This window comes from Variovorax sp. 05T418, assembly GCF_056396385.1.
The window spans coordinates 644,095-665,921 of the sequence record NZ_JBFTLJ010000004.1; the positions used below are offsets into that span (position 1 = coordinate 644,095).

General features: G+C 69.7%; 23 protein-coding genes. 15 read left to right on the plus strand and 8 right to left on the minus strand.

What is annotated here, in order from left to right; translation table 11 throughout:
• Positions 1-34: 34 nt before the first annotated feature.
• Positions 35-304: a DUF2277 domain-containing protein gene (locus tag AC1DMS_RS11605; protein WP_209499794.1), complete on the plus strand. Its 270-nt coding sequence runs from the start codon at positions 35-37 to the stop codon at positions 302-304.
• Between the two features lie 28 nt (positions 305-332).
• Positions 333-959, plus strand: coding sequence for a LysE family translocator (locus AC1DMS_RS11610; RefSeq protein WP_436287339.1), 627 nt, complete (start codon positions 333-335; stop codon positions 957-959).
• 18 nt (positions 960-977) lie between these two features.
• On the opposite strand, the gene AC1DMS_RS11615 is transcribed toward AC1DMS_RS11610, so the two are convergent.
• Complete coding sequence (locus tag AC1DMS_RS11615) at positions 978-1,190, minus strand: thrombospondin type 3 repeat-containing protein (RefSeq protein ID WP_412510498.1); 213 nt, start codon at positions 1,188-1,190, stop codon at positions 978-980.
• Positions 1,191-1,454: 264 nt separating this feature from the next.
• Between AC1DMS_RS11615 and pbpC the strand changes: the two genes are divergently transcribed.
• The 3 genes from pbpC (at position 1,455) to AC1DMS_RS11630 (ending at position 5,760) form a co-directional block, all read left to right on the plus strand.
• On the plus strand, positions 1,455-3,692 hold the full coding sequence (gene pbpC, locus AC1DMS_RS11620; protein WP_478181023.1) for a penicillin-binding protein 1C: 2,238 nt from the start codon (positions 1,455-1,457) through the stop codon (positions 3,690-3,692).
• A 101-nt stretch (positions 3,693-3,793) separates the two neighbouring features.
• Positions 3,794-4,483, plus strand: coding sequence for a FadR/GntR family transcriptional regulator (locus AC1DMS_RS11625; protein WP_012746489.1), 690 nt, complete (start codon positions 3,794-3,796; stop codon positions 4,481-4,483).
• Entirely contained in the window at positions 4,480-5,760 is a 1,281-nt protein-coding gene (locus AC1DMS_RS11630; protein WP_018903215.1) for a CynX/NimT family MFS transporter, read from the plus strand. The genes AC1DMS_RS11625 and AC1DMS_RS11630 overlap by 4 nt, the downstream gene beginning before the upstream one ends.
• 27 nt (positions 5,761-5,787) lie before the next feature.
• Here the strand turns inward: AC1DMS_RS11630 and AC1DMS_RS11635 are convergent, their stop codons facing one another.
• Positions 5,788-6,585, minus strand: coding sequence for a hypothetical protein (locus AC1DMS_RS11635; protein WP_478181024.1), 798 nt, complete (start codon positions 6,583-6,585; stop codon positions 5,788-5,790).
• Between the two features lie 122 nt (positions 6,586-6,707).
• Here AC1DMS_RS11635 and AC1DMS_RS11640 point away from each other — a divergent pair, with 122 nt between their 5' ends.
• Positions 6,708-7,298 carry an NADPH-dependent FMN reductase gene (locus tag AC1DMS_RS11640; RefSeq protein ID WP_018903213.1) on the plus strand — a complete coding sequence of 197 codons (591 nt, stop codon included), beginning with the start codon at positions 6,708-6,710 and terminating at the stop codon, positions 7,296-7,298.
• Positions 7,299-7,304: 6 nt separating this feature from the next.
• Here the strand turns inward: AC1DMS_RS11640 and AC1DMS_RS11645 are convergent, their stop codons facing one another.
• Positions 7,305-8,438 (minus strand): pyridoxal phosphate-dependent aminotransferase, encoded by a 1,134-nt coding sequence (locus AC1DMS_RS11645; protein ID WP_478181025.1) that lies wholly within the window; start codon positions 8,436-8,438, stop codon positions 7,305-7,307.
• 134 nt (positions 8,439-8,572) lie between these two features.
• On the opposite strand from AC1DMS_RS11645, the gene AC1DMS_RS11650 reads away from it, so the two are divergent.
• Together AC1DMS_RS11650 and AC1DMS_RS11655 are read left to right on the plus strand one after the other, a co-directional pair.
• Entirely contained in the window at positions 8,573-10,036 is a 1,464-nt protein-coding gene (locus tag AC1DMS_RS11650; protein ID WP_478181026.1) for an aminotransferase-like domain-containing protein, read from the plus strand.
• Between the two features lie 88 nt (positions 10,037-10,124).
• Complete coding sequence (locus AC1DMS_RS11655) at positions 10,125-10,877, plus strand: SDR family oxidoreductase (RefSeq protein WP_012746483.1); 753 nt, start codon at positions 10,125-10,127, stop codon at positions 10,875-10,877.
• A gap of 21 nt (positions 10,878-10,898) precedes the next feature.
• On the opposite strand, the gene cynS is transcribed toward AC1DMS_RS11655, so the two are convergent.
• Positions 10,899-11,342 (minus strand): cyanase, encoded by a 444-nt coding sequence (gene cynS / locus AC1DMS_RS11660; protein ID WP_062362876.1) that lies wholly within the window; start codon positions 11,340-11,342, stop codon positions 10,899-10,901.
• Positions 11,343-11,420: 78 nt separating this feature from the next.
• A complete protein-coding gene (locus AC1DMS_RS11665; RefSeq protein WP_012746481.1) occupies positions 11,421-11,846 on the minus strand; it encodes a nuclear transport factor 2 family protein in 426 nt (141 codons plus the stop codon).
• A gap of 86 nt (positions 11,847-11,932) precedes the next feature.
• Here AC1DMS_RS11665 and AC1DMS_RS11670 point away from each other — a divergent pair, with 86 nt between their 5' ends.
• The 4 genes from AC1DMS_RS11670 to AC1DMS_RS11685 all read left to right on the plus strand — a co-directional run bounded on the left by AC1DMS_RS11670 (position 11,933) and on the right by AC1DMS_RS11685 (position 16,169).
• Positions 11,933-12,523, plus strand: a complete 591-nt coding sequence (locus tag AC1DMS_RS11670; RefSeq protein WP_478181027.1) for a TetR/AcrR family transcriptional regulator — start codon at positions 11,933-11,935, stop codon at positions 12,521-12,523.
• A gap of 21 nt (positions 12,524-12,544) precedes the next feature.
• Positions 12,545-13,429 (plus strand): LysR substrate-binding domain-containing protein, encoded by an 885-nt coding sequence (locus tag AC1DMS_RS11675; RefSeq protein ID WP_012746479.1) that lies wholly within the window; start codon positions 12,545-12,547, stop codon positions 13,427-13,429.
• 138 nt (positions 13,430-13,567) lie between these two features.
• On the plus strand, positions 13,568-14,725 hold the full coding sequence (locus AC1DMS_RS11680) for an alpha-hydroxy acid oxidase (protein ID WP_018903208.1): 1,158 nt from the start codon (positions 13,568-13,570) through the stop codon (positions 14,723-14,725).
• Positions 14,726-14,831: 106 nt separating this feature from the next.
• Entirely contained in the window at positions 14,832-16,169 is a 1,338-nt protein-coding gene (locus AC1DMS_RS11685) for an MFS family transporter (protein ID WP_478181028.1), read from the plus strand.
• A 28-nt stretch (positions 16,170-16,197) separates the two neighbouring features.
• Here the strand turns inward: AC1DMS_RS11685 and AC1DMS_RS11690 are convergent, their stop codons facing one another.
• Both AC1DMS_RS11690 and AC1DMS_RS11695 read right to left on the minus strand, forming a co-directional pair.
• Positions 16,198-17,568, minus strand: a complete 1,371-nt coding sequence (locus AC1DMS_RS11690) for an alpha/beta hydrolase (RefSeq protein ID WP_478181029.1) — start codon at positions 17,566-17,568, stop codon at positions 16,198-16,200.
• Positions 17,568-18,131 (minus strand): putative glycolipid-binding domain-containing protein, encoded by a 564-nt coding sequence (locus AC1DMS_RS11695; RefSeq protein WP_478181030.1) that lies wholly within the window; start codon positions 18,129-18,131, stop codon positions 17,568-17,570. Before AC1DMS_RS11695 ends, AC1DMS_RS11690 begins: the two co-directional genes overlap by 1 nt.
• Before the next feature lie 95 nt (positions 18,132-18,226).
• Here AC1DMS_RS11695 and AC1DMS_RS11700 point away from each other — a divergent pair, with 95 nt between their 5' ends.
• From AC1DMS_RS11700 to AC1DMS_RS11710, 3 genes are all read left to right on the plus strand, one after another.
• Positions 18,227-18,751 carry a C4-dicarboxylate ABC transporter substrate-binding protein gene (locus AC1DMS_RS11700; protein WP_478181031.1) on the plus strand — a complete coding sequence of 175 codons (525 nt, stop codon included), beginning with the start codon at positions 18,227-18,229 and terminating at the stop codon, positions 18,749-18,751.
• Between the two features lie 10 nt (positions 18,752-18,761).
• Entirely contained in the window at positions 18,762-20,219 is a 1,458-nt protein-coding gene (locus tag AC1DMS_RS11705; RefSeq protein ID WP_062362898.1) for a TRAP transporter large permease subunit, read from the plus strand.
• A gap of 86 nt (positions 20,220-20,305) precedes the next feature.
• Positions 20,306-20,926, plus strand: a complete 621-nt coding sequence (locus AC1DMS_RS11710; RefSeq protein ID WP_412510495.1) for a hypothetical protein — start codon at positions 20,306-20,308, stop codon at positions 20,924-20,926.
• 21 nt (positions 20,927-20,947) lie between these two features.
• On the opposite strand, the gene AC1DMS_RS11715 is transcribed toward AC1DMS_RS11710, so the two are convergent.
• On the minus strand, positions 20,948-21,787 hold the full coding sequence (locus tag AC1DMS_RS11715; RefSeq protein ID WP_012746471.1) for an RNase A-like domain-containing protein: 840 nt from the start codon (positions 21,785-21,787) through the stop codon (positions 20,948-20,950).
• Positions 21,788-21,827: the final 40 nt, after the last annotated feature.

Genomic DNA, 21,827 nt, shown 5'->3' on the forward strand with positions numbered 1-21,827 from the left:
GAAGCATCCACTGCATGCAACCGGAGAGCGCCCCATGTGCAGAAGCATCAAGACCCTCTACAACTTCGAGCCTCCCGCCACCGAGCAGGAGATCCGCGCCGCCGCGCTGCAGTTCGTGCGCAAGCTCAGCGGCTTCAGCGTGCCGTCCAAGGCCAACCAGGAAGCCTTTGAACGCGCGGTCGACGAGGTGTCCGCGAGCGCCGCACGGCTGATCGGTTCGCTGGTCACCACCGCCGAGCCGCGCGACCGCGCCATCGAAGCCGAACGCGCAAAGGCCAGGTCGGCCGCGCGCTTCGGCACCTGACTGCCAACTGCATTTTTCTGGAGAACCCATGCCGATCGAACTCTGGCTCGCCTTCGTCGCCGCATCGTCCGTGCTGCTGATCATTCCCGGGCCGACCATCCTCACGGTGATCAGCTATTCCATGTCGCACGGCCGGCGCGCCAACGTGCCGCTGGTGGCCGCGGTGGCGCTCGGCGATTCCACCGCGCTGGTGGTGTCGCTGCTCGGCCTGGGCGCGCTGCTGGCCGCGTCGGCGTTCTGGTTCACGGTGGTGAAGTGGGTGGGCGGGCTGTATCTGCTGTACCTCGGCATCAAGCTGCTGCGCGCAGGCATCGGCGGCGCCGAAATCGCGGCGCCCGCGGCGCCCGATTCGCGCTGGCGGCTGTTCGCCAACACCTACCTGGTGACGGCACTCAACCCCAAGGGCATCGTGTTCTTCGTGGCGTTCCTGCCGCAGTTCCTGAGCCCCGCGGCCGACATGACGCGCCAGCTCTGGGTGCTGGCCGTCACCTTCGTGGCGATGGCTGCGCTCAATGCCACGTTCTATGCCGTGTTCGCGGGATCGGCCCGCAAGCTGCTGTCTTCGCCGCGCGCGCAGCGGCGCTTCAACCTTGCGGGCGGCTCGCTGCTGAGTGCGGCGGGCGTGTGGGCGCTGCTCGCGCGCCGGCCCGCCTGAGGCGCGCGGCGGCCAGGCTCAGCGGTAAGGATTGTTCGGGTTGCGGTCGTAGCGGTTCGGTATGCCGTCGCCGTCGCGATCGCGGTCATAGCGGTTGGGCACGCCGTCGCGGTCGCGGTCTCCGTAGCCGTAGTGCGGACGCGGCGCCGGACGGTCATAGGGTGCAACAACGCAGCCGGCCAGCACGGCCGATGCGGCAAGCACAAGGGCCAATGTCTTCGTCATCATCATTTGGTTTCTCCTTGGAGTTGTAGGAAGGCGGCTCGCCTCGCGCAAGCCGGCAACTGCATTGAAGGCCATCTGCGTCTCGGCTGCGTATCCGCCATGAGGCCGGGACGTGAAGTTGGTTACCGGATGTGGAACATGCTGCGGACTTTGGCGCCAAGTTCCTGCGGCCGCAGGCGGCGGCGCACCCGTTCGCAAGTAGGTGCAGTTCCCGTGGCCGCTTCACCGAGAATGGCGCCGCCACGCCGCCGATTTCCGCTTTCCACCGCCATGCCCCGCCCGCCCTTCCCCGCCAGCCGCAGCCGCCTTGCCGCAGCGCTGGCAGCCATCGCCTGCACGCTGCCGGTTGCTGCCGGCGCCGTGAGCTTCGACGAGGTGAAGCGCGAGTTCCGCCCTTCCGACACCGCGGTGCTCGACCGCAACGGCGAGCTGCTGCAGCGCGTGCGCACCGATGCCAGCGTGCGGCGCGGCCAGTGGGTGGCGCTGGCCGATGTTTCGCCCGCGCTGCGCATGGCCATGGTGCTGAGCGAAGACCGGCGCTTCTACGAGCACAGCGGCATCGACTGGCGCGCGGTGTCGTCCGCCGCCTGGGGCAACCTGTGGAACACCCGCACGCGCGGCGCATCGACCATCACGATGCAGCTGTCGGGCCTGCTCGACGAAGACCTGCGCCGCGCCAACAGCGGGCGCAGCTTCACGCAGAAGATCGGCCAGACCGTGGCAGCCGCGCAGCTGGAGCGCAGCTGGCGCAAGGACCAGATCCTGGAGGCCTACCTCAACACCGTGCCCTTCCGCGGCGAGATCGTGGGCATCGACGCGCTCTCGCGCACGCTGTTCGGCAAGGCGCCCAGTGGCCTGGACGCGCGCGAGGCCAGCGTGGCCGCGGCACTGGTGCGCGCGCCCAACGCCAAGCCCGCATTGGTGGCGCAGCGTGCCTGCGAGGTGATGCGCGCGATGGAGCCGGGGCAGAAGATCGATTGCGATGCGCTCGACATGTTCACGAGCGCGGCGGTGCAGCGGCGGGCCTTCGATGCGACCGAAGGCATTGCGCCGCATGCGGCGCGGCGAGTTCTGAAGGAACTGCGCGAGGCCGGCGAAACGGCCGCGCCGCCCTCGCGCCAGGCAGCAGCCGGCAAGGAGGCCGCCGTGCGGACCACGCTGCGCGCGCCGCTGCAGCGCTTTGCGCTGGCCACGCTGCAGCGCCACCTGAAGGAGCTGCGCGGCCGCCACGTGGAAGACGGCGCGCTCGTGGTGCTCGACAACGCGAGCGGCGAAGTGCTCGCCTGGGTCGGCTCCTCGGGCCCGCTGAGCCAGGCGGCCGAGGTCGATGCGGTCACCGCGCTGCGCCAGCCCGGCTCCACGCTCAAGCCGCTGCTCTATGCGCAGGCCATCGCCGAGCGGCGGCTCACGGCGGCTTCGCTGATCGACGATTCGTCGGCGCAGATCAGCACCGCGAGCGGGCTCTACATTCCGCAGAACTACGACCGCCAGTTCAAGGGGCCGGTATCGGCGCGCACCGCGCTGGCCGCCTCGCTCAACGTGCCGGCCGTGCGCACGCTGGTGATGGTGTCGCCCGAATCGTTCGCGCGCCAGCTGCGCGCGGCCGGCCTGCCGCTGCGTGAAAGCGGCGACTACTACGGCTACAGCCTGGCGCTGGGCAGCGCCGAGGTGTCGCTGCTGTCGCTCGCCAACGCCTATCGCATGCTGGCCAATGGCGGGCGCTACGGGCCGCCCACCCTGATGGCGCGGCCTCCCGTGCCGGCGCCGGCTGCGCCCGTCCTCGATCCGCGCGCGGCCTTCATCGTCGGCGACATCCTGTCCGACGCGAACGCACGCACGCGCACCTTCGGGCTCGACAGCATTCTTTCCACGCGCTTCTGGACCGCCGTGAAAACCGGCACCAGCAAGGACATGCGCGACAACTGGGCCGTGGGCTGGTCGCAGCGCTACACGGTCGGCGTGTGGGTCGGCAACGCGAGCGGTGCGTCGATGTGGGACGTGAGCGGCACCAGCGGCGCGGCCCCGGTGTGGGCCGAGGTGATGCGCTTCCTGCACGCGCGCGAGCCGAGCCGCGCGCCCCGGCCGCCGGCCGGCCTGGTCGAGGCGCAGGTGGCGTTCGGCCCCGGCGCCGACGGCAATCCGCTCGAGGCGGCGCGCAGCGAATGGTTCCTGCAGGGCACGGAGCAGCCGCTCTTCGCGCTCGACAGCGCCGGCACGCCGGCAGGCGCCGGGGCCGCGCCGCGCATCACCGCGCCGGCCGACGGCACCATCATCGCGCTGGACCCCGACATTCCGCCGCTGCACCAGCGCGTGCGCTTCGAGTCCGAAGGCCGCGGCGTGCAATGGCGCATCGACGGCAAGCTGTTTGCGCGCGGCAACAGCGCGCAGTGGCTGCCGTGGCCCGGGCGCCACGTGATCGAACTCGCCGATGCCACCGGCAAGGTGGTCGACCAGCGCAAGCTCGAAGTGCGCGGCGCGGGCGTGGTCGCGAAAAGCGCGCGCCGGTAGACGCGCCGGCGGCCACCCGAATCCCCCTGCTTTCGACTGCGGCATTGCAGTCGCGCGAAAATTCATCCAATGATTGAATGAATTAGGTCTTTCTTATTCATATGCTCCTCCAAGCCCCCCGAACCTCCCTGGCCGACAGTGCCGCCGACAGCATCCGCGCCGAGATCGCGGCCGGCCGCTGGACCGTCGGATCGCGCATTCCGATCGAGCCGCAGCTCGCGCAACTGCTCGGCGTGAGCCGCGGCACCGTGCGCGAAGCGGTGAAGACGCTGGTCTCGCGCGGCTTGCTCGAAGTGCGGCAAGGCTCGGGCACCTATGTGCGCTCGGGCTTCGACCCGTCGGCCAGCCTGCAGAAGATGCGGCGCGCAAGCCTGCGCGACCAGTTCGAGGTGCGCCGCGCGCTCGAGGTCGAGGCCGCGCGGCTGGCCGCCGTGCGCCACACCGCCAAGGACCTGCGCAACCTGAACAGCCTGCTCAACAAGCGCGGCGTGCCCGACGCGAGCGACGGCGGCGCGGGCTTCATCGAGCGCGACCTGGCCTTCCACCTGGCCATCGTCGACATCTCGGGCAACCTCGCGCTGGCAGAAACCTGCCGCTTCATTGCCGGCTACATCAAGGAAACCATCGCGAGCACGATGGGCACCAGCCTGCCCGAACCCGACACGGCTGCGCACACCGCCATCCTCGAGGCCATTGCAAGCCGCGACCCCGACCGCGCCGCCGAGGCGGTGCGCGCCTTCATGTCGCCGATGATCGACGCGCTGGCGCAAGACGCCGAGCCTGTCCGATGAGCGCGGTGGCATTCCGGACGGCCCGCGCTGCCGACGAACTGCTGATCGACGCCGAGGCCGACAGCACGCCCGCGCCGCGCCCCACGCCGGCGGCCGGCCTGGGCCGGCGCATCCTGCTGGGTGCGAGCGTGGTGCTGATCGCCTTCAACCTGCGGCCGGTGTTCGCCAGCCTGTCGGTGGTGCTGCCGGAGATCATCGCGGCCACCGGACTCTCGGCCACCGCCGCGAGCCTGCTGACCACGCTGCCGATCGTCTGCTTGGGCGTGTTCGCGCCGCTGGCGCCGGGCCTGGGCCGGCGCTTCGGCACCGAGCGCACGCTGCTCGCCTGCATGGTGCTCATCCTCGTGGGCACGCTGCTGCGCGGCACCGGCAGCATCCCGCTGCTGTTCGTGGCCTCGGCCATCGCGGGCAGCGGCATCGCGGTGTCGAACGTGCTGCTCTCGGGCCTGGTGAAGCGCGACTTCGCCAGGCAGGCGGCGCTGATGATGGGCCTCTACACCATGGCGGTGTGCGGCGGCGCGGCCAGCGCGGCGGGCCTCACGGTGCCGCTCGAACATGCGCTGGGCGGCGGCTGGACCTATGCGCTGGCGATGTGGGCGGTGCCCGCGTTGCTGGTCACGCTGATCTGGGCGCCGCAGGCGCTGCCGCTGAAACCGGTGGCCAGCGAATCGGGCTTCACGGTGCGCGGGCTGTGGCGCGACCGGCTGGCCTGGCAGGTCACTTTCTTCATGGGCCTGCAATCGGCACTGGCCTACACCGTGATGGGCTGGCTCGCGCCCATCCTGCGCGAACGCGGACTCGGCGGCGAAACGGCCGGCTACGTCGTGTCGCTGGCGGTCATGACGCAGGTCGTGACCTGCCTCATCGTTCCCGCAGTGGCCGTGAGGCTGCGCAACCAGCGCGGGCTGGCGGTGGTGCTGGCCGTCATCACCGTGGCCGCCATGCTGGCGATGCTGTTCGCACCGCTGGGCGGCGTGTGGCTGTGGGCCGTGCTGCTGGGCATTGCTCAGGGCGGCACCTTTGCGCTGGCGCTCACCTTCATGGTGCTGCGCTCGCCCGATTCGCACGTGGCGGCGCACCTCTCGGGCATGGCGCAGGGCGTGGGCTACGTGGTGGCTGCCTGCGGGCCGCTGGTGGCGGGCCTGCTGCACGGCTGGACCGGCAGCTTCCGCGCGTCGTCATGGCTCTTCATCGGGCTGGGCATTGCGCTGGTGATGGCGGGCCTTGGCGCGGGGCGCTCGATGCACGTGGGCGCGGTGACGGTTCCGCGGCACTGAGAAGAGAAGAGCGCGCGGCGCTGCCGCCTACTGCGGTCCGCCGCAGAAGCTCGCCCTTTCGGTGGTCCGGGCCGTGAAGTGCAGGCGCGTGGTGGTGGTCTCGCTGGCCGGCGTGTTCTGTGGCCATTCGCTCTGCAGCCAGGTGTACTGCCAGGCGTAGGCTCCACCCGGGCTCGCGGGTTCGCCGTAGCTGATGCGAAGGCTGCCGCTGCTTTCGTCGTGGCAGTGCTTCGACTGCTTGTATTCCTTTTCGCTGAAGCAGGCGCGGACCATCTTCGAGCACGAAAAAGGAATGCCTTCATGCACGGCGCGGCTCGCATCCTCGAGCGGAACGAAGTCGGCCTTGCTGAACGAAGCACCGCCGCCCGAGTACATCTCCGACATGGTCTGGAGCACCGCCACGGCCCACTGCCCTTCGGCCAGCGGATAGAGCGCCGGCGCCAGCGAAATGCGTGCGTCCGCGGTGGCCGGGTCGGCCGCCTTCTTCAGCAATGCGGCCGCATAGCCGCTGAAGTCGTGCAGGCGGTTCAGCTGCCACGCGCCTGTGCCCGCGATGCGCTTGACGCGCGCCATGGCCAGCGGCTCGCCCGAGAACACCGCGTAGTCGCCCGCTGCGCCGCCGCGCGGCCGGTACAGGCCCAGCGCCTGCGGATCGCAGGGCTGCGGCAACAGCGCACAAAGCTGCGCGCGCCAGTCCGCATCGAGCGACTCCGGCTTCTTGACCGCATCGAAAAGCTGCGCCGACGGCGCGGCGCCCGCAGGCCCCGCAAGCAGCAGGGCGAACATCGGCAGGGCGGCGGTGCGAAGAATGGGCAGCGGGTTCATGGACCGGCATGGTAGCCAGCCCGCCCGGAACTTGCTGCAACCAATTGCGGTGCGGGCGGGTCGATGCTGTAGCCTTCGTTCGTTCATTCACGCGGGCCATTCCGGCCTCGAACGGAGCAGAGATGGCTGACAGGATCCTGGTGTTCTATGGCTCGTACCGCTCGGACCGCATGGGCATCCGCCTGGCCGACTACCTGGTGGCGGGCCTCGATGCGCGCGGCGCCGAGGCCGAACTGATCGACGCCAAGGCCGTCGGCCTGCCGATGCTCGACCGCATGTACAAGGAATATCCCCCCGGCACCGCGCCCGCGGCGATGGAAGCGCTGGCGCAGAAGATACGCGGCGCGGATGCTTTCGTCTTCGTGACCGGCGAATACAACTGGGGCCCGCAGCCCGGCCTGAAGAACCTGACCGACCACTTCCTCGAGGAATGGTTCTGGCGCCCCGCCGCCATCGCGAGCTATTCGGCCGGCCGGTTCTCGGGCGTGCGCTCGGGCACCGTGTGGCATTCGGTTTTGTCGGAGATGGGCATGGTCGTGGTGTCGAGCACATTGGCCATCGGCCCGATCTCGCAGACGCTCGATGCGAGCGGCAAGCCCACCGGCAGCGCGGGCGAATCGCTCGATCGCTCCTTCGGAAGGTTCGCCGACGACCTGGCATGGTGGACCGAGGCGGCACGCGCGCAGCGGGCGCGCAAGGCGCCGCCTTATTGAGCGGCCCTAGGCACCCGCCTTCGCAGCCTCCATCAGCGCCACCGACACGCACTCCAGCGCAATTGCCAGCTGCGTGAGCGTCGGCAGGCCGAATCCCAGCCGGAACACCAGCGGGTTGTCGCCGAACCACGGACCGGGCGCGACGCGCGTGCTGTACCTGGCCAGCGCCGCATAGAAGCGCTCGACGGCCGCGGCGTCGAAGAGCTCGCGCCTGAGCCGCATGCAGCACAGCGCCCCGGCATCGGGCCGCACCCACTCGATATGGCTGGCGTGGCGCGACACCCAGGCCTCGGTGAGCTGCAGGTTTTGCGCGAGGAGCTTGCGACGCTCGCCGATGATCCGGTCGCGCTGCCTGAACACGGCCAGCGCAAGCGCCTCGTCGACCGGCGAGCACGAGATCACCGTGCTGAACTTCGCCGTGACCAGCGCCTGGCGCAGCGCTGTGTCGCGCGTGATGGCCCAGCCGATGCGCAGGCCCGCCGAACCATGGCACTTGGACAGCGAGGACACCGAGATCACCCGGTCCCCCAGCCCGGCAGCAGGGGGCACCGCGGCATCGTCGCCATAGGCCGCCTCGCGGTAGGTCTCGTCGATCACGAGCCAGGCCTTCGGCGCATGTTCGGCCAGCATCGCCACGATCTCGCGCAAGGTCTGCGCCGGAATCGCGACGCCCGATGGATTCTGCGGCGAGGCCAGGCTCAGCACCCTGGTCTTCGGGGAAAGCAACTGGCGCAGCGCGTCCAGGTCGATGCGGTAGCCGGTGTCGAAGCCGAGCGGCAGCGCGCGCGTGGTGGCGCCAACGGCGGCCAGCGCGTTGCGCGCCAACGGGAACACCGGCTCGGCCACGACGGCTTCGTCGCCCGCCTGGCACAGCGTGAAGGCGATCAGGAACAGCGCGTGGGCACCGCCGACCGTGACCACCACGTCGTCGGCCTCGACGCCATGCTCGTTCGCGATTTCCTGGCGCAGGGCGGGGCTGCCGGCCGCGGTGCCGTAGTCCAGCGAAAAATCCGCATCCTCGCCGAAGGCCATGCCCGCCAGCTCCGACAGCCGCACGCTCGGCCCCACGCTTTCGGCAAGGTCGAAGCGCGGTGCCTTGCTGACGAGGGAAATGATTTCGTTGTCGGGAAACCGTGCCATGAACTGCCGCTTGATCCGTTGCTGTCGATGGCTCCGATGTTGCAGTTTCATGACCGGCGATAACAGCCACACTTTTCTGAAATTTGGTGCAGTACAGTTGGGTGCAGTGCCATCCACGCCAGCAGGAGTGATCCGTGTCGCAATCTCCCCGGTTCCGCTATGAAGAAATTGCCGATTTCGTGGCCGGCCTGGCCGGCCGCGGCACGCTGAAGCCGGGCGCGCGGGCGCCGTCGCTGCGCGAGATCAGCACGCAGCAGCGCACCAGCCTGAGCACCGCGGTGCAGGCCTACCGCCTGCTCGAAGACCGCGGCATCCTCGAAGTGCGGCCGCAGTCGGGCTACTACGTCGCCAAGCCGCCGCCCGCGCTGCCCGTGCCCACCACCGCGCGCCATTCGATCCGGCCTGCCAAGGTGGAGCTCTCGGGCCTGATGCTCGACCTGCTGAAGCACGCGTCGGACGAAGCCTTCGTGCCGCTCGGCTGCGCCATTCCCAACCAGCGGCTGCTGTCTTCCTCCAGGCTCGACCTCGTGCTGGCCCGCACGGCCCGCGTGAAGGGCAGCCAGTGCAACACCTACTCGCCGCCGCACGGCGAGATGTCGCTGCGGCTGGAGATCGCGCGCCGCGCGCTGCGCTTCGGACAGGCGCTGGCACCCGACGACATCGCCATCACCTGCGGCTGCACCGAGGCGCTGGCGCTCGCGCTCGATGCGGTCACGGAGCCGGGCGACACGGTCGCCATCGAGTCGCCGACCTACTTCGGGCTGCTGCAGGTGCTGCGCGCAAAGAGACTGAAGGTGGTCGAGCTGCCGACCGATGCGGACACCGGCGTCGCGGTCGATGCGCTGCGCGAAGTCGTGGCCTCGGGCAAGGTGCGCGCCTGCGTGCTGGCGTCGAGCTTCAGCAATCCGCTCGGCTGCACCATGCCCGAAGAGAACAAGCGCGCCGTGCTGCGCATCCTGGCCGAACACGGCGTGCCGCTGATCGAGGACGACGTGTACGGCGACGTCCATTTCGGCGAGGAGCGGCCCCTGCCCTTCAGCGCGCTCGACACGCACGACAACGTCATCTATTGCGGCTCGTTCTCCAAGACGCTCGCGCCGGGCTACCGCATCGGCTGGATCGCCACGCGCCGCCACATGGCCCGCGTGCTCGAAACCAAGTTCGCCACCAGCCTGGCGACGCCGGTGCTGACGCAGGTGGCGCTCGCCACCTTCCTGTCGAACGGCGACTACGACCGCCACCTGCGCCGCGTCCGGCGCGAGTTCGCCGACACGCTGGCCCGCATGACGCGGGTGATCGAGCAGGCGTTCCCGCCGGGCACCAAGGTGTCGAGGCCGGCCGGCAACTTCGTGCTGTGGGTCGAACTGCCCGAGCCCGCGGACACGCGGCTCCTGTTTGCGCAGGCGCTGGAGAAACGCATCTGCTTTGCGCCCGGCGTGGTGTTCTCGGCCAGCGGCAAGTACGCCCACTGCCTGCGCCTGAGCGGCGGCCACGGCTGGGACGCGCGCATCGAGAAGGGCCTGCGCACGCTCGGCGCCATGGCGGTCCGGGCCGCAGGTCTTGCAGGATCAGGCAAGAAGCTTGTTCGATCCGGATAACGCCCGGAGCCGCATCCGCGCGAGACTTGCCTCCATGCCCGGCGCAGCGTTGCGCCATGGTCCACACCCATCGCACGAGGAGAGTCTCATGAGCGCAATCCAGGAAAAAGTCGTCCTCATCACGGGCGCAAGTGGTGGCATTGGCGCGGCGGCCGCGCGGCTCCTGGCGCGGCGCGGCGCCAAGGTGGTGCTCGGCGCGCGCCGCACCGACCGGCTCGAAGCGCTGGCCGAGGAAATCACCGCCGCCGGCGGCACCGCGCACTTCCAGCGGCTGGACGTCACCTACCGGCCCGACGTGGAAGCATTTGCCGAATTCGCACTCGAAACGCACGACCGCATCGACGTGCTGGTGAACGCCGCGGGCGTGATGCCGCTGTCGCCGCTGTGGACCCGCAAGGTCGACGAATGGGAGCTGATGCTCGACGTCAACCTGCGCGGCGTGCTGCTGGGCATCGCGGCAGTGCTGCCGACGATGCAGGAACAGGGCTGGGGCCACATCGTCAATGTGGCGCCGGTGCCCGCACAGGGCGTGTCGCCCAACTCGGCCGTGTATTGCGGCACGCAGTACGCGGTGGACGCCATCTCCGAAGGCCTGCGGCAGGAGCATGCGGGCAAGCTGCGCGTGACGGTGGTGCGCCCCGACGTGAGCGAAGCGGACAGCACGCTGGCCGACCGCATCGCAGCCTGCAGCAGCTTCGAGCGCATGGTCACGCGGCGGCGCATCGCGGTGCCCGCGGAGGCCGTGGCCCGCTCGATTGCGGGCGCCATCGAGGGCAGCAGCATCTCGGCCCCGCGGCGCCCCGCGTGGCGGCCAAGGCCGGCCGAGCACGCGGCGTTCTGAGGTTCGTTCCGAGGGACCGCGTCAGTAGGTCTTGTAGGGCAGGAACTTGCCCGACAGCACCACGTTGACGCGGTCGCCCTTGGGGTCGGCCTGGCGCTGGATGTCCATGCTGAAGTCGATCGCGCTCATGATGCCGTCGCCGAATTCTTCGTGGATCAGTTCCTTGATGGTGGTGCCATACACGCTCACCACCTCGTACCAGCGGTAGATGAGCGGATCGGTCGGCACCGGCGTGGGCAGCGAGCCCTTGTAGGGCACCACCTGGAGCCACTTCTGCTCTGCGGCCGTGAGGCCGAAAATCTTGCCAACGACCTTGGCCTGCTTGTCGTCGAGCGTCATCTGGCCAAGGCAGGCGGCGGTGGTCCACTCCTTGGAGAGGCCGACCTTCTTTGCCACGTCGGCCCACTGGATGCCCTTGGACACCTTCACGGTGATGATTTTCTCGGTGACGTCGTTGCGGTTCATGCGGGTTTGCTCCTGATGGGGTGTGTCACCAGCAGCAAGCAACAGCCGTGCCGGGCGATCGGCATCGGACGGCGGCCCTCATACGCGTTCCCAGCGGAACTTGCGCTCCGACTCGGCAATGGGCTGGTCGTTGATGCTCGCGAAGCGCCGCTGCATCAGGCCGTTCTCGGCGAATTCCCAGTTCTCGTTGCCGTGGCTGCGGAACCATTGCCCGGCCGCGTCGTGCCATTCGTACTCGAAGCGCACCGCGATGCGGTTGTCCATGAAAGCCCAGAGCGACTTCTTCAGGCGGTAGTCGTGCTCGCGCTCCCATTTGCGGGTGAGGAATTGCACCACCTGCTCGCGGCCGTTGACGAAGTCGGCGCGGTTGCGCCATTCGGTGTCGGGCGTGTAGGCCAGGCTCACGCGCACCGGGTCGCGCGTGTTCCAGGCGTCTTCGGCGGCCTGCACCTTCTTCGTTGCGGTTTCGAGGGTGAAGGGAGGCAGCGGCGGGCGGGATTCCATGGCGGTCTTTCGTTGAAGGAAGGGATGGCGAAGGCCCGCAATGTGCCACATGTAGACAGACCTGTCTACATGCCTACAATCGCCCCATGGACATCTCCGCACTGCCCGCGCGCGAGCGCATCCTGCTCACGGCGCACGACCTCTTCTATGCCGACGGCATCCGCGCCACCGGCATCGACCGCGTCATTGCTGCCTCGGGCGTGACCAAGGTCACCTTCTACCGGCACTTCCCGTCGAAGGACGACCTGGTGCGCGCCTTTCTCGATCACCGGCATGCACGATGGATGGCCTGGTTCGTCGATGCACTGGGGCGCCGCGGCGCGCACGAACGCGCCGGCAATGCCGGGGCCCTGCTGCTGCTCGCCGACGCGATGGCCGAATGGTTCGCCGACCCGGCCTTTCGCGGCTGCGCCTTCATCAACGCGGTGGCCGAGGTGGGCGGCAGCGTGGAGGGCGCCGCCGAGCGCGCGCGCGAGCACAAGCGCGAGATGGTGGAGGTCATTGCCGGCCTGCTGCCCGCGGCCTTGCCCGCGCGCATGGCGCTCGCCCAGGCCGCGGCGCTGGGTGTGGACGGCGCCATCGTCAAGGCGCAGATGGGCGGCGCCGCGCTGGCGCGCGAAGCCGTCGACGACCTGCGGCGCCTGCTCGAGGCACTGGCCGCCACGCTGCATCGATAAGATCGCTCCCGGAAAACACCCATGGCATCGACGCGACTTCCCTCCACGCAGGGCCTGCAGGCCTTCGAGGCCGTGGCGCGCCTGCGCAGCGTGAACATTGCAGCGGAAGAGCTCAGCGTCACGCCCAGCGCGGTGAGCCACCGCATCCGCCAGCTCGAGACGCTGCTCGAACTCAGGCTTTTCACAGGCAACGACTTCGGCCTGAGCGCCGACGGCGTGGCCTACCTGGCCCGCGTGCGCGAGGCCATTGCGGCGCTGCAGCGGGTGCCTGGCCGCGAGCCCGCATCGCAGGTGCGCCGGCTGCGGGTGGCAGTGACGCCCACCTTCTCCCGCCAGATGCTGCTGCCCCGGCTCGCGCGGTTTCGCGATGCCTATCCGAACATCGAGCTGATGCTGCAGGTGACCATGCCGGTGCGCAACATGACGGCCGAAGAGGCCGACCTGGAACTGCGCTTCGGCACCGGGCCTTTTCACGACCGCGAGTTCTGCCAATTGCTGGCCGATGACGTCGCGCCCGCCTGCAGCCCGGCGTACCTGCAGCGCCACGGGCCGTTCGACGGCTTTGCGACCGATGCCGAGGCCTCGCGCGTGCAGCTGCTGCGCACGCCGCTCGAGTCGTGGCGCACCTGGTTCAAGGCCCGCGGCATCGGCCTGCCGGAACCGGCCACGGGCCACCAGTTCAACGACCTGGGCCTGGCGCTCGATGCCGCGGCCGAAGACTTCGGCGTGGTGCTGATGCACCTGAAGCTCGGCAGCGCCTGGCTGGAGAACGGGCGCCTCGTGCGGCTTTCGGCAGAGAGCGTGCCCTCGCCCAACGCCTACTTCCTGTGCTGGCGGCCGGGGGCAATGGAGCGCTGGGAGTGCGCGACCTTCGTCGAATGGCTGCGGCAGGCGCTGCGGGACTGACTGAATTCTTTTCAGGTCCGGCCCGGGTATTTTTCAGATCGGGGTCCCATTCGGACGCCACACTCGGCCCGCGGCGGAGCGTGCCCATAATCCCCGCTCGCGCGATCGAACAACAGAGACTACCCAGGAGACTCCCCCGTGGCCGACCTTTCCAAGATCACCTGCATCGAAGACCTGAGGGTGATCGCCAAGCGGCGTGTGCCGAAGATGTTCTACGACTACGCCGATTCCGGCGCGTGGACCGAAAGCACCTACCGCGCCAACGAGAGCGACTTCCAGAAGATCAAGCTGCGCCAGCGCGTGGCCGTGAACATGGAGGGCCGCTCCACGCGCTCCACCATGATCGGGCAGGACGTTGCGATGCCGGTGGCCATTGCGCCCACCGGCCTCACGGGCATGCAGCATGCCGACGGCGAGATCCTGGGCGCGCGCGCGGCCAAGGCCTTCGGCATTCCGTTCACGCTCTCGACCATGAGCATCTGCTCGCTCGAGGACATTGCCGAGCACACCGGCCGGCACCCGTTCTGGTTCCAGCTCTACGTGATGAAGGACCGCGACTTCATCGAGCGCCTGATCGAGCGAGCCCGGGCCGCGAACGTGTCTGCGCTGCAGCTCACGCTCGACCTGCAGATCCTCGGCCAGCGCCACAAGGACATCAAGAACGGCCTGTCGACACCGCCCAAGCCGACCATCGCCAACATGATCAACCTGGCGACCAAGCCGCACTGGTGCCTGGGCATGCTCGGCACCAAGCGCCGCACCTTCGGCAACATCGCGGGCCATGCCAAGGGCGTGAAGGACCTGTCGTCGCTGTCGTCCTGGACGGCCGAGCAGTTCGACCCGGCACTGAGCTGGGCCGACGTCGAATGGATCAAGAAGCGCTGGGGCGGCAAGCTGATCCTCAAGGGCATCATGGACGTGGAAGACGCGCGCCTGGCCGCCGCGAGCGGCGCCGACGCTCTCATCGTCTCCAACCACGGCGGGCGCCAGCTCGACGGCGCGCCCTCTTCCATCGCGGCACTGCCCGCCATCGTCGATGCCGTGGGCCGCGAGATCGAGGTGTGGATGGACGGCGGCATCCGCAGCGGCCAGGACGTGCTCAAGGCGCGCGCGCTCGGCGCCCGCGGCACGCTGATCGGCCGCAGCTTTCTCTACGGCCTGGGCGCCCACGGCCAGGCCGGCGTGACGCGCGCGCTGCAGATCATCCACAAGGAACTCGACATCACCATGGCCTTTTGCGGACGCACCGACATCGAAAAGGTGGATTCGAGCATCCTGCTGCCGGGTAGCTTCTAAACCCCTCGGGCATCAGGCTTGCGGCGCTGGCTGACAGCGCGCATATGCGCGGGTGCAGAAAATGTTGCTTCCAACAACATCGCCTGTACGGGCGGCACAACGCATCATGAGCGCAGCCACTTCCAATCCGGGGAGCTCATCGGCCCTCGCATCACCACCCCCTCCCCACTACACGGCAGAAGAAAAACGCCACCGCATCTTCTCGATCATGGCGGCCTCGTCGGGCAACCTGGTCGAGTGGTTCGACTTCTACGTGTATGCCTTCTCGGCGCTGTATTTCGCGTCGTCGTTCTTTCCCAAGTCGGACCCGACGGTGCAGCTGCTGAACACCGCCGGCGTGTTCGCGGCGGGCTTCCTGATGCGGCCGATCGGCGGTTGGCTGTTCGGGCGCATTGCGGACAGGGTCGGGCGCAAGACCTCGCTGCTGATCTCGGTGTCGATGATGTGCGGCGGCTCGCTGGTGATTGCCTTCCTGCCCACCTATGCGCAGATCGGTGCCTGGGCGCCTTTCCTGCTGCTGGTCTGCCGCCTGTTCCAGGGCCTGTCGGTGGGCGGCGAATACGGCACCACCGCCACCTACATGAGCGAGGTCGCGCTGCGCGGGCAGCGCGGCTTCTACTCGTCGTTCCAGTACGTCACGTTGATTGGCGGGCAGCTGCTGGCGGTGCTGGTGATCGTGGTGCTCGAGCAGCTGCTCACCGAAGCCGAGCTCAAGGCCTGGGGCTGGCGCATTCCGTTCGTCATCGGCGCGGTGGCCGCGGTGGTGGCGCTGCTGCTGCGGCGCACGCTGCACGAGACGCAAAGCGCCGAAGCCAAGGCCAACAAGGAGGCCGGCAGCATGACCGGGCTCTTCAGGCACCACATGCCGGCCTTCCTGACGGTGCTGGGCTTCACGGCCGGCGGCTCGCTGATCTTCTACACCTTCACCACCTACATGCAGAAGTACCTGGTGAACACGGTGCACCTGCCGATCAAGACCGCCAGCTACGTGATGACCGGCGCGCTCTTCCTCTACATGTGCATGCAGCCGCTGTTCGGCGCGCTGTCGGACCGCATCGGGCGGCGCAACAACATGCTGCTGTTCGGCGGGCTCGGCGCGCTGGCCACGGTGCCGATCCTCACGGCGCTGCAGCACACCACCAACGCGGTGGCCGCCTTCGCGCTGATCATCGCGGCGCTGGCGATCGTGAGCTTCTACACCTCGATCAGCGGCATCGTGAAGGCCGAGATGTTTCCGCCCGAGGTGCGCGCGCTGGGCGTGGGCCTGGCCTACGCCGTGGCCAACGCGATCTTCGGCGGCTCGGCCGAGTACGTGGCGCTGGGGCTCAAGTCGCTGGGCCACGAATCGGCCTTCTTCTGGTACGTGACTGCGATGATGGTGATCGCCTTCCTCGTGAGCCTGCGGCTGCCGCGGCAGGCGAGCTACCTGCACCACGACCACTGAGCCTGCGCCGCTTGCTGCCTCGCCTCGCTCAAGGAGCCCGCACGGGCACGCGGGTTTCGAGCGCCGGCGCCTGCCATTCAGGCTTGATGTGGCAGCCGTTCCTGCCGTCGGTGCCGTAGCGCGGCATCAGCGCCGCGCAGCGCTGCGCCAGGCTCGCGGGCGTGGGCTTCTCGCCCTTGTCGATCCAGTCCATCAGGGCTTCGAAGAGCGCCGGGTATTCCGAATCGCTCAGGTAGCTGTGCTCGCGCTCGGCGCTGAAGCTCTGCACCAGCGTGCCGCCCGTGCCCGCGGCATCGCGGATGCGCCGGTAGGCGTTCTCGAGCTCGACGAAAGCGGTGGGGTCGTCGATGGCATGCAGCGCCACGGTGGGCAGCGCGGTGCGGCCGGTGGGCTGGCTGTCGGCGGCGAGCGCGCCCTTGGCCTGCGGGTCGGCCGCATAGCGCGCCACGCCGGCATTCAGCGCCGCATCGTCGACCGAGCCCTGGTAGGCCGCGCCGATGTTGCCGAAGGGGTTGCGTCCGCCCAGGCGCTGCTGCACCAGGTCCTGGAACAGCCAGGTGGCCCAGTTCAGGTGCCCCGGCAGCGAGCGCTCCTGGATCTTCACCACCGACAGGATGGTCTTGAGCCGCGCGGCCTGCTCGGGCGTGCGCTGCGCCGCGGGCAGGCCGACGCCGGTGCATTCCTTGACGCGCGCAGCCAGCTCGGCGCGCGTGAGCTTCGAGTCCATCGGCAGGCCCTGCCACAGCGGGTATTGCGGCTCGTCGGGCTTGGGATGGTTGCGGCACACGTACTGGTAGACCACGCGCAGGTCGAGCCGGAAGTCGTAGGCGCTGTTGCCGCCGCCGAGCACGCCGCTGGTGAGCAGCAGGCCGTCGTACGGGCTCTTGGCATCGCCGGCCGGTGCATAGAGTTCGGCCGCCTTCGCGGCCACGCCCGCGCCGTAGCTCTGGCCATGCAGCAGCGTACGCCGCGGCGGACCGAAGCGCTGCACGAAGATGCGGCGCAGGCGCTCGGTGTCTTCCGCGGCCATGGTCACGCCGTAGCCGCCGCGGCGGTAGGTGGAGCCGGCCCATGCGTAGCCGGCCTTCACGGTGACGGCCCAGCGCTTCAGGTCTTCCTCGCTGCGCTCGAGCCTGGGCGGGCCGGTCTCGGGGCCGCCATGGGCGTGCATCACGAGCACGCGGTTCCATGCCTGCGGAATGGCGATCCAGTAGAGCGCGCCGGCGCCATCGGCACCGGTGTAGCAGCGCGTTTGCGCGGGCACCGGCGCCGGGCAGGCCGCGGGCCTGGGGCCCCAGGCGGCGGCCTCGGCCGACAGCGCGGCCATGGTGCCGAGCAGCGTGAAGGCGAAGGTGCGAAGAAGTGGTTTGCTGTGGGTCATCAATGCCGTGGCGACCATCAGGCTTCGGCGCTCCAGAGGCCCGGGTAGTCGCGCACGAAGCCGTCCTGCGTGACGCGCAGGGTGGCCGCGTAGTCAAAGCGCTTGGCCTCGTAGGCATAGGCGTCGTCCGCGGTTCGCTCGTAGCGCTGCATCAGCTCGCTGAGCACGCCGCCGCCGTCCAGGTCGACCCAGGCGGCCGGCGCATCGGCGCCCTCGCCCTTTGCCAGGTTGAGCCGGCGCAGCTGCAGCAGGTTGGTGGCGGGCGTGAAGCCCAGGTCGAGGTCGGTGCAGTGCGACAGGTCGGGCACCGCCTCGTCGTTGAGTTTCCAGTGGCCGCGCGCATCGCGGGCAATGGCCAGGTCGATGGCGCCGCCGCCGAGCCAGCCGCGCACGGTGCCCCACTGCGTGTGCCAGTGCAGGTCGCAGCGCACGCGGTAGTGCAGCTGGCCGATGCGGCCGTCCTCGAGGCGGAACACGGCGGCGCCGTCGAGCTGCCACGCGGTCGCGTTGCGCTCGAGCCGGCAGGCGTCATGGCCCGGTGCATCGAGCCTGCGCCACAGGATGGAGGAAACTGTCTGCATGGCGCGGATGATGGCACCGGCATGCCGCCGAGCGCAAGCCGTGCCCTTTTTGCCGCAGGTGGCGGTCAGGTTGCGGCGATAGGGTTGCCCGCGACATGACGCTCCCGCCGGAACATCCCAAACCGACCGATTCGCCTTCAGCGCCGCCATCGCTGCGCGTGCTGGACCTGATCGATCGCGCCGCGATGCCGCTGGCCATTGCGATCGCGCTGCTGCTCTTCGTGCAATGGCCGCTGCGCGACCTGACTCGATCCGGCAGCGGGCCGACGCAGGCCAACGATCTCGCGCAGTGGCTGTTCGCGCTCTACGTGGCGGTGGCGCTGCGGCATGCCGGACGGCGCGGCGCGCACCTGGTGGCGCGGCCCGACCTCGCGGCCGACACCACGAGCCGCATCGCGCGGCTGCGCCGCATCGGCGCGGCACTGTGCGTGCTGCCCTGGGCGCTGTTCCTGGTCTGCAGCGCCGCGGTGCCGGTCGCGGATGCGGTGACGGCGCTGGAACGCTTTCCCGACACCTTCAACCCGGGCTACTTCATGATCAAGGTTGCGCTGCTTCTGCTCGCGGCGCTGCTGGCGGTGCAGGGCGCGCTCGACCTCTGGTGCGAGCGGCGGCGGTCGTAAAGGCAACGCCATGGCATGGACCGGACTCGCCCTGCTTGCGCTGGCCCTGGTGCTGATGATGGCCACCGGCTGGCCGACCTACGCCGTGCTGCTCGGCGTATGCTCGCTGGGCGCTGTTGCGGGCCTCGCGCTCGGTGCCTTCGACCTGGCGCTCCTGCAGAACCTGCCCTGGCGCATCGTCGGCCTGCTCGAGCACGATCTGCTGCAGGCGCTGGCGCTGTATGGGCTGGTCGGTGCGCTGCTCAACCGGCTGGCCCTGGCCGAGCACCTGTACACCGGCCTGCGCAAGGTGCTCGCACGCATCACACCGCGGGCCGCGCCCGAACTCGCAGGCATGCTGCTGGGCCTGATGCTCGCACCGATGAACGGCTCGGTCGGCGCCAGCCTGCTCACCCTGGCGCGCACCGCGGGCGAGGGCTGGGCGCGCGAGGGAGTGCCCCCGGCCCAGCGCACCGCACTCGTGGCCCTCACCAGTACGCTGGGCGTGAGCGTGCCGCCCTCGCTCGTGCTGCTGCTGCTCGGCGACGCGATGCTGCGCGCCCACACCGAAGGGACGAACATGGCCCGCGAGCTGGGGCTCCCGACGGCCGCCGCCGGCGCCGCGAACCGCATCGTCAACACGCAGGACATCCTGCAGGCGGCACTGGTACCCGCCGCCGTCCTGCTGGCCGGCTGGCTCGCGGTGGCGTGGTTCGGCGCACGGCGCAAGCCGCGGCCGCCGGTGCAACGGGAGCCATTGAACCGGCGCGAGGGCTGGACGCTGCTGCTCGTGCCCCTGCTGATCGGCACACTGCTGGTGCTGGTCACGCTCGGCAAGGTGCGCGCGGTCGAAGGCGCGGCCGCGGCCGGTGTGCTGCTGCTCGGCTGGGGCCTGGCGTCGCGCCAGCTCACGCGCCCGGTGCTGTGGCAGGTGCTCGACGATGCCATGGCGCTCACCGGCGCGCTGTATGCGCTGCTGGTGGCGGCCACCACCTTCTCTCTGCTGCTGCGCGGCTTCGGCACCGACGGGCTGATTGCACGGCTCGTGCTGTCGCTGCAGGGCCACCCTATGGCGGGATTGGGCGTGGTGCTGGCCGTTCTGCTGGCCTTCGCCTTCGTGCTCGATGCCTTCGAGCTGATCTTCCTGATCGTTCCCATCGTGATGCCGCCCGTGCTCGCACAGCTCGACGATGCAGCATGGATCGCCGAGCTGACCCTGCTGGTGCTGCAGGCGGGCTTCCTGCTGCCGCCCTTCGGCTATGCGCTGGTGCTCGCGCGCGGCCAGGTCGCGCCGCGGCCGCCTGCGGCCGCCGTCGCGCGCGCGCTCGCGCCTTACCTCGCGGTGCTCGCCACCGTGGCCGCGCTGGTGATGGCGCTGCCCGTGACCACGCGCTGGCTGCGCACTTCGCCGACTGCGCTGGCGCCGGCCGAGCAGATGAGCGACGAAGCGCTGGACAAGCTCATGCGCGACATGGTGCCGCCGCCCTGAGAAGAATGCGCGCCGGACATGCCGCAGAGTGCGCGGCTGCGCCTCGGGCTAACATCGTCCGCCCGACCATTCAGAGGAGCGCGCAAGTGGAACCCTGGTTCGCCGAAGCCAAGCCGATCAACTCGCTGGAGCCCGAGATCGCATTTCATTTGTGGGACGAGTTCCATCCCGTGCGGGACCGCCCGCCCGAGCCGCTCGCGCTGCCGGAATTCCCGCGCGCCGAGCGCCTGCGGGTGAGCGTTCCGGAGGCCATCGGGCACGAGGCGGAGCTTGCTGCCTACTACGGCCGGGTGGCTGCACTGGCCCGGCAGCGCGGGCTGAAACTCCAGCAGGTGCGCCAGTATTTCTGGATGGATCTGCGGCTGGACAACGAGGATGCGGACGTGCACCTGTCCTTCCCCTGGTACGACACGTTCTCTTCCATGGACCACTTCCTTGCCGCCGTGGCGGGGCACGACGAAGGCATGGTCTATGCCGACCAGGACCAGGGCTGGGCGGTGGAGGCCTGGGCCCGCAACGGCACGCTCTACATCCGCGAAAGCGACCCCGATTCCGACGCGACCGTCCAGGCCGCAGCGCTGCCCCGGGCCGGCCTGCAGGCCCGCATTGCCCCGCTGCGCGAGCGCACCACCAGGCTGCTGGCCCGCCTGGCCGAAGAACTCGGCGCCGACGTGTGGACGACGGGCGAAGCCCCGTCCTTCCTGTAGGCGCTCGCGGCGCCGCGCGGCTCAGATCGGATAGGCCGTGAGGATGTAGAACGGCTTGCCGTTGTAGGTTTCCATCTTGAGGATGATCCGCACGCCGGAGAGGTCGTTGACGGCGGTGCTGCCGAACTGCACGCCCCGCCCCACCACGTAGCCCAGCACGTGCTCCAGCTCCGGCGACTTGCTGCCCGCGGCCGCCCCGCGCGACCAGGCGCGCACCGCGGCGGCGTTGGCGCGCAGCGTCTCGGTGATCGCGCGTTCTGCAGTGGCCAGGTCGGCAAAGGTGGACACCGCCCGCGGGCCCGGCCGGGTGGCGGTTCGCACCCTGGCCAGCAGCTGGGCATCGGTCTGCCCGACGTGGCGCGCCATGGTGTGGCCGCCCAGCCGCGATCCCGCCGCGGCCTCATGTTCCACCAGCCGGATGCGGCCGCCGCGCATCACGGCGACGATGCGCGCAGCGCCCAGCCCCGAAGCCACCACCAGCGGCACCGCCACGTCCACCGCAAGCCCGATGCCATCGGCGGTTTCACGCGAGGCGCCCAGCGCCTCGGCCGCCGAGCTGGCGGTGACGGCGGTGGCGGTGCGCTGCGGGGTGCCGGTCCAGACCTGGCGGCCCGAGGTCGCCAGGGTGTCGAAGCCGTGCACGCCCAGCACCACGCAGCCGGCCTTGGTCACCATCGTGGGCTCGGGCGCGACGCACAGGATGCCGGCGCCCACCAGTTCCACCACGCCGCCCACCAGCCCCACCGTGCCCCAGAGCCGGTTGCTCAGGCTCGCGGATTCGGGCACGTCCTCCCCGCCCAGAACCGCGGCCATCTGCACCGGCGTCAGCGCGATGGTCATGCCTTCGACTTCGTCATCCATGCCAGATTCCTTTCCATGCCACCGGAGGGCCAGCCTGCAA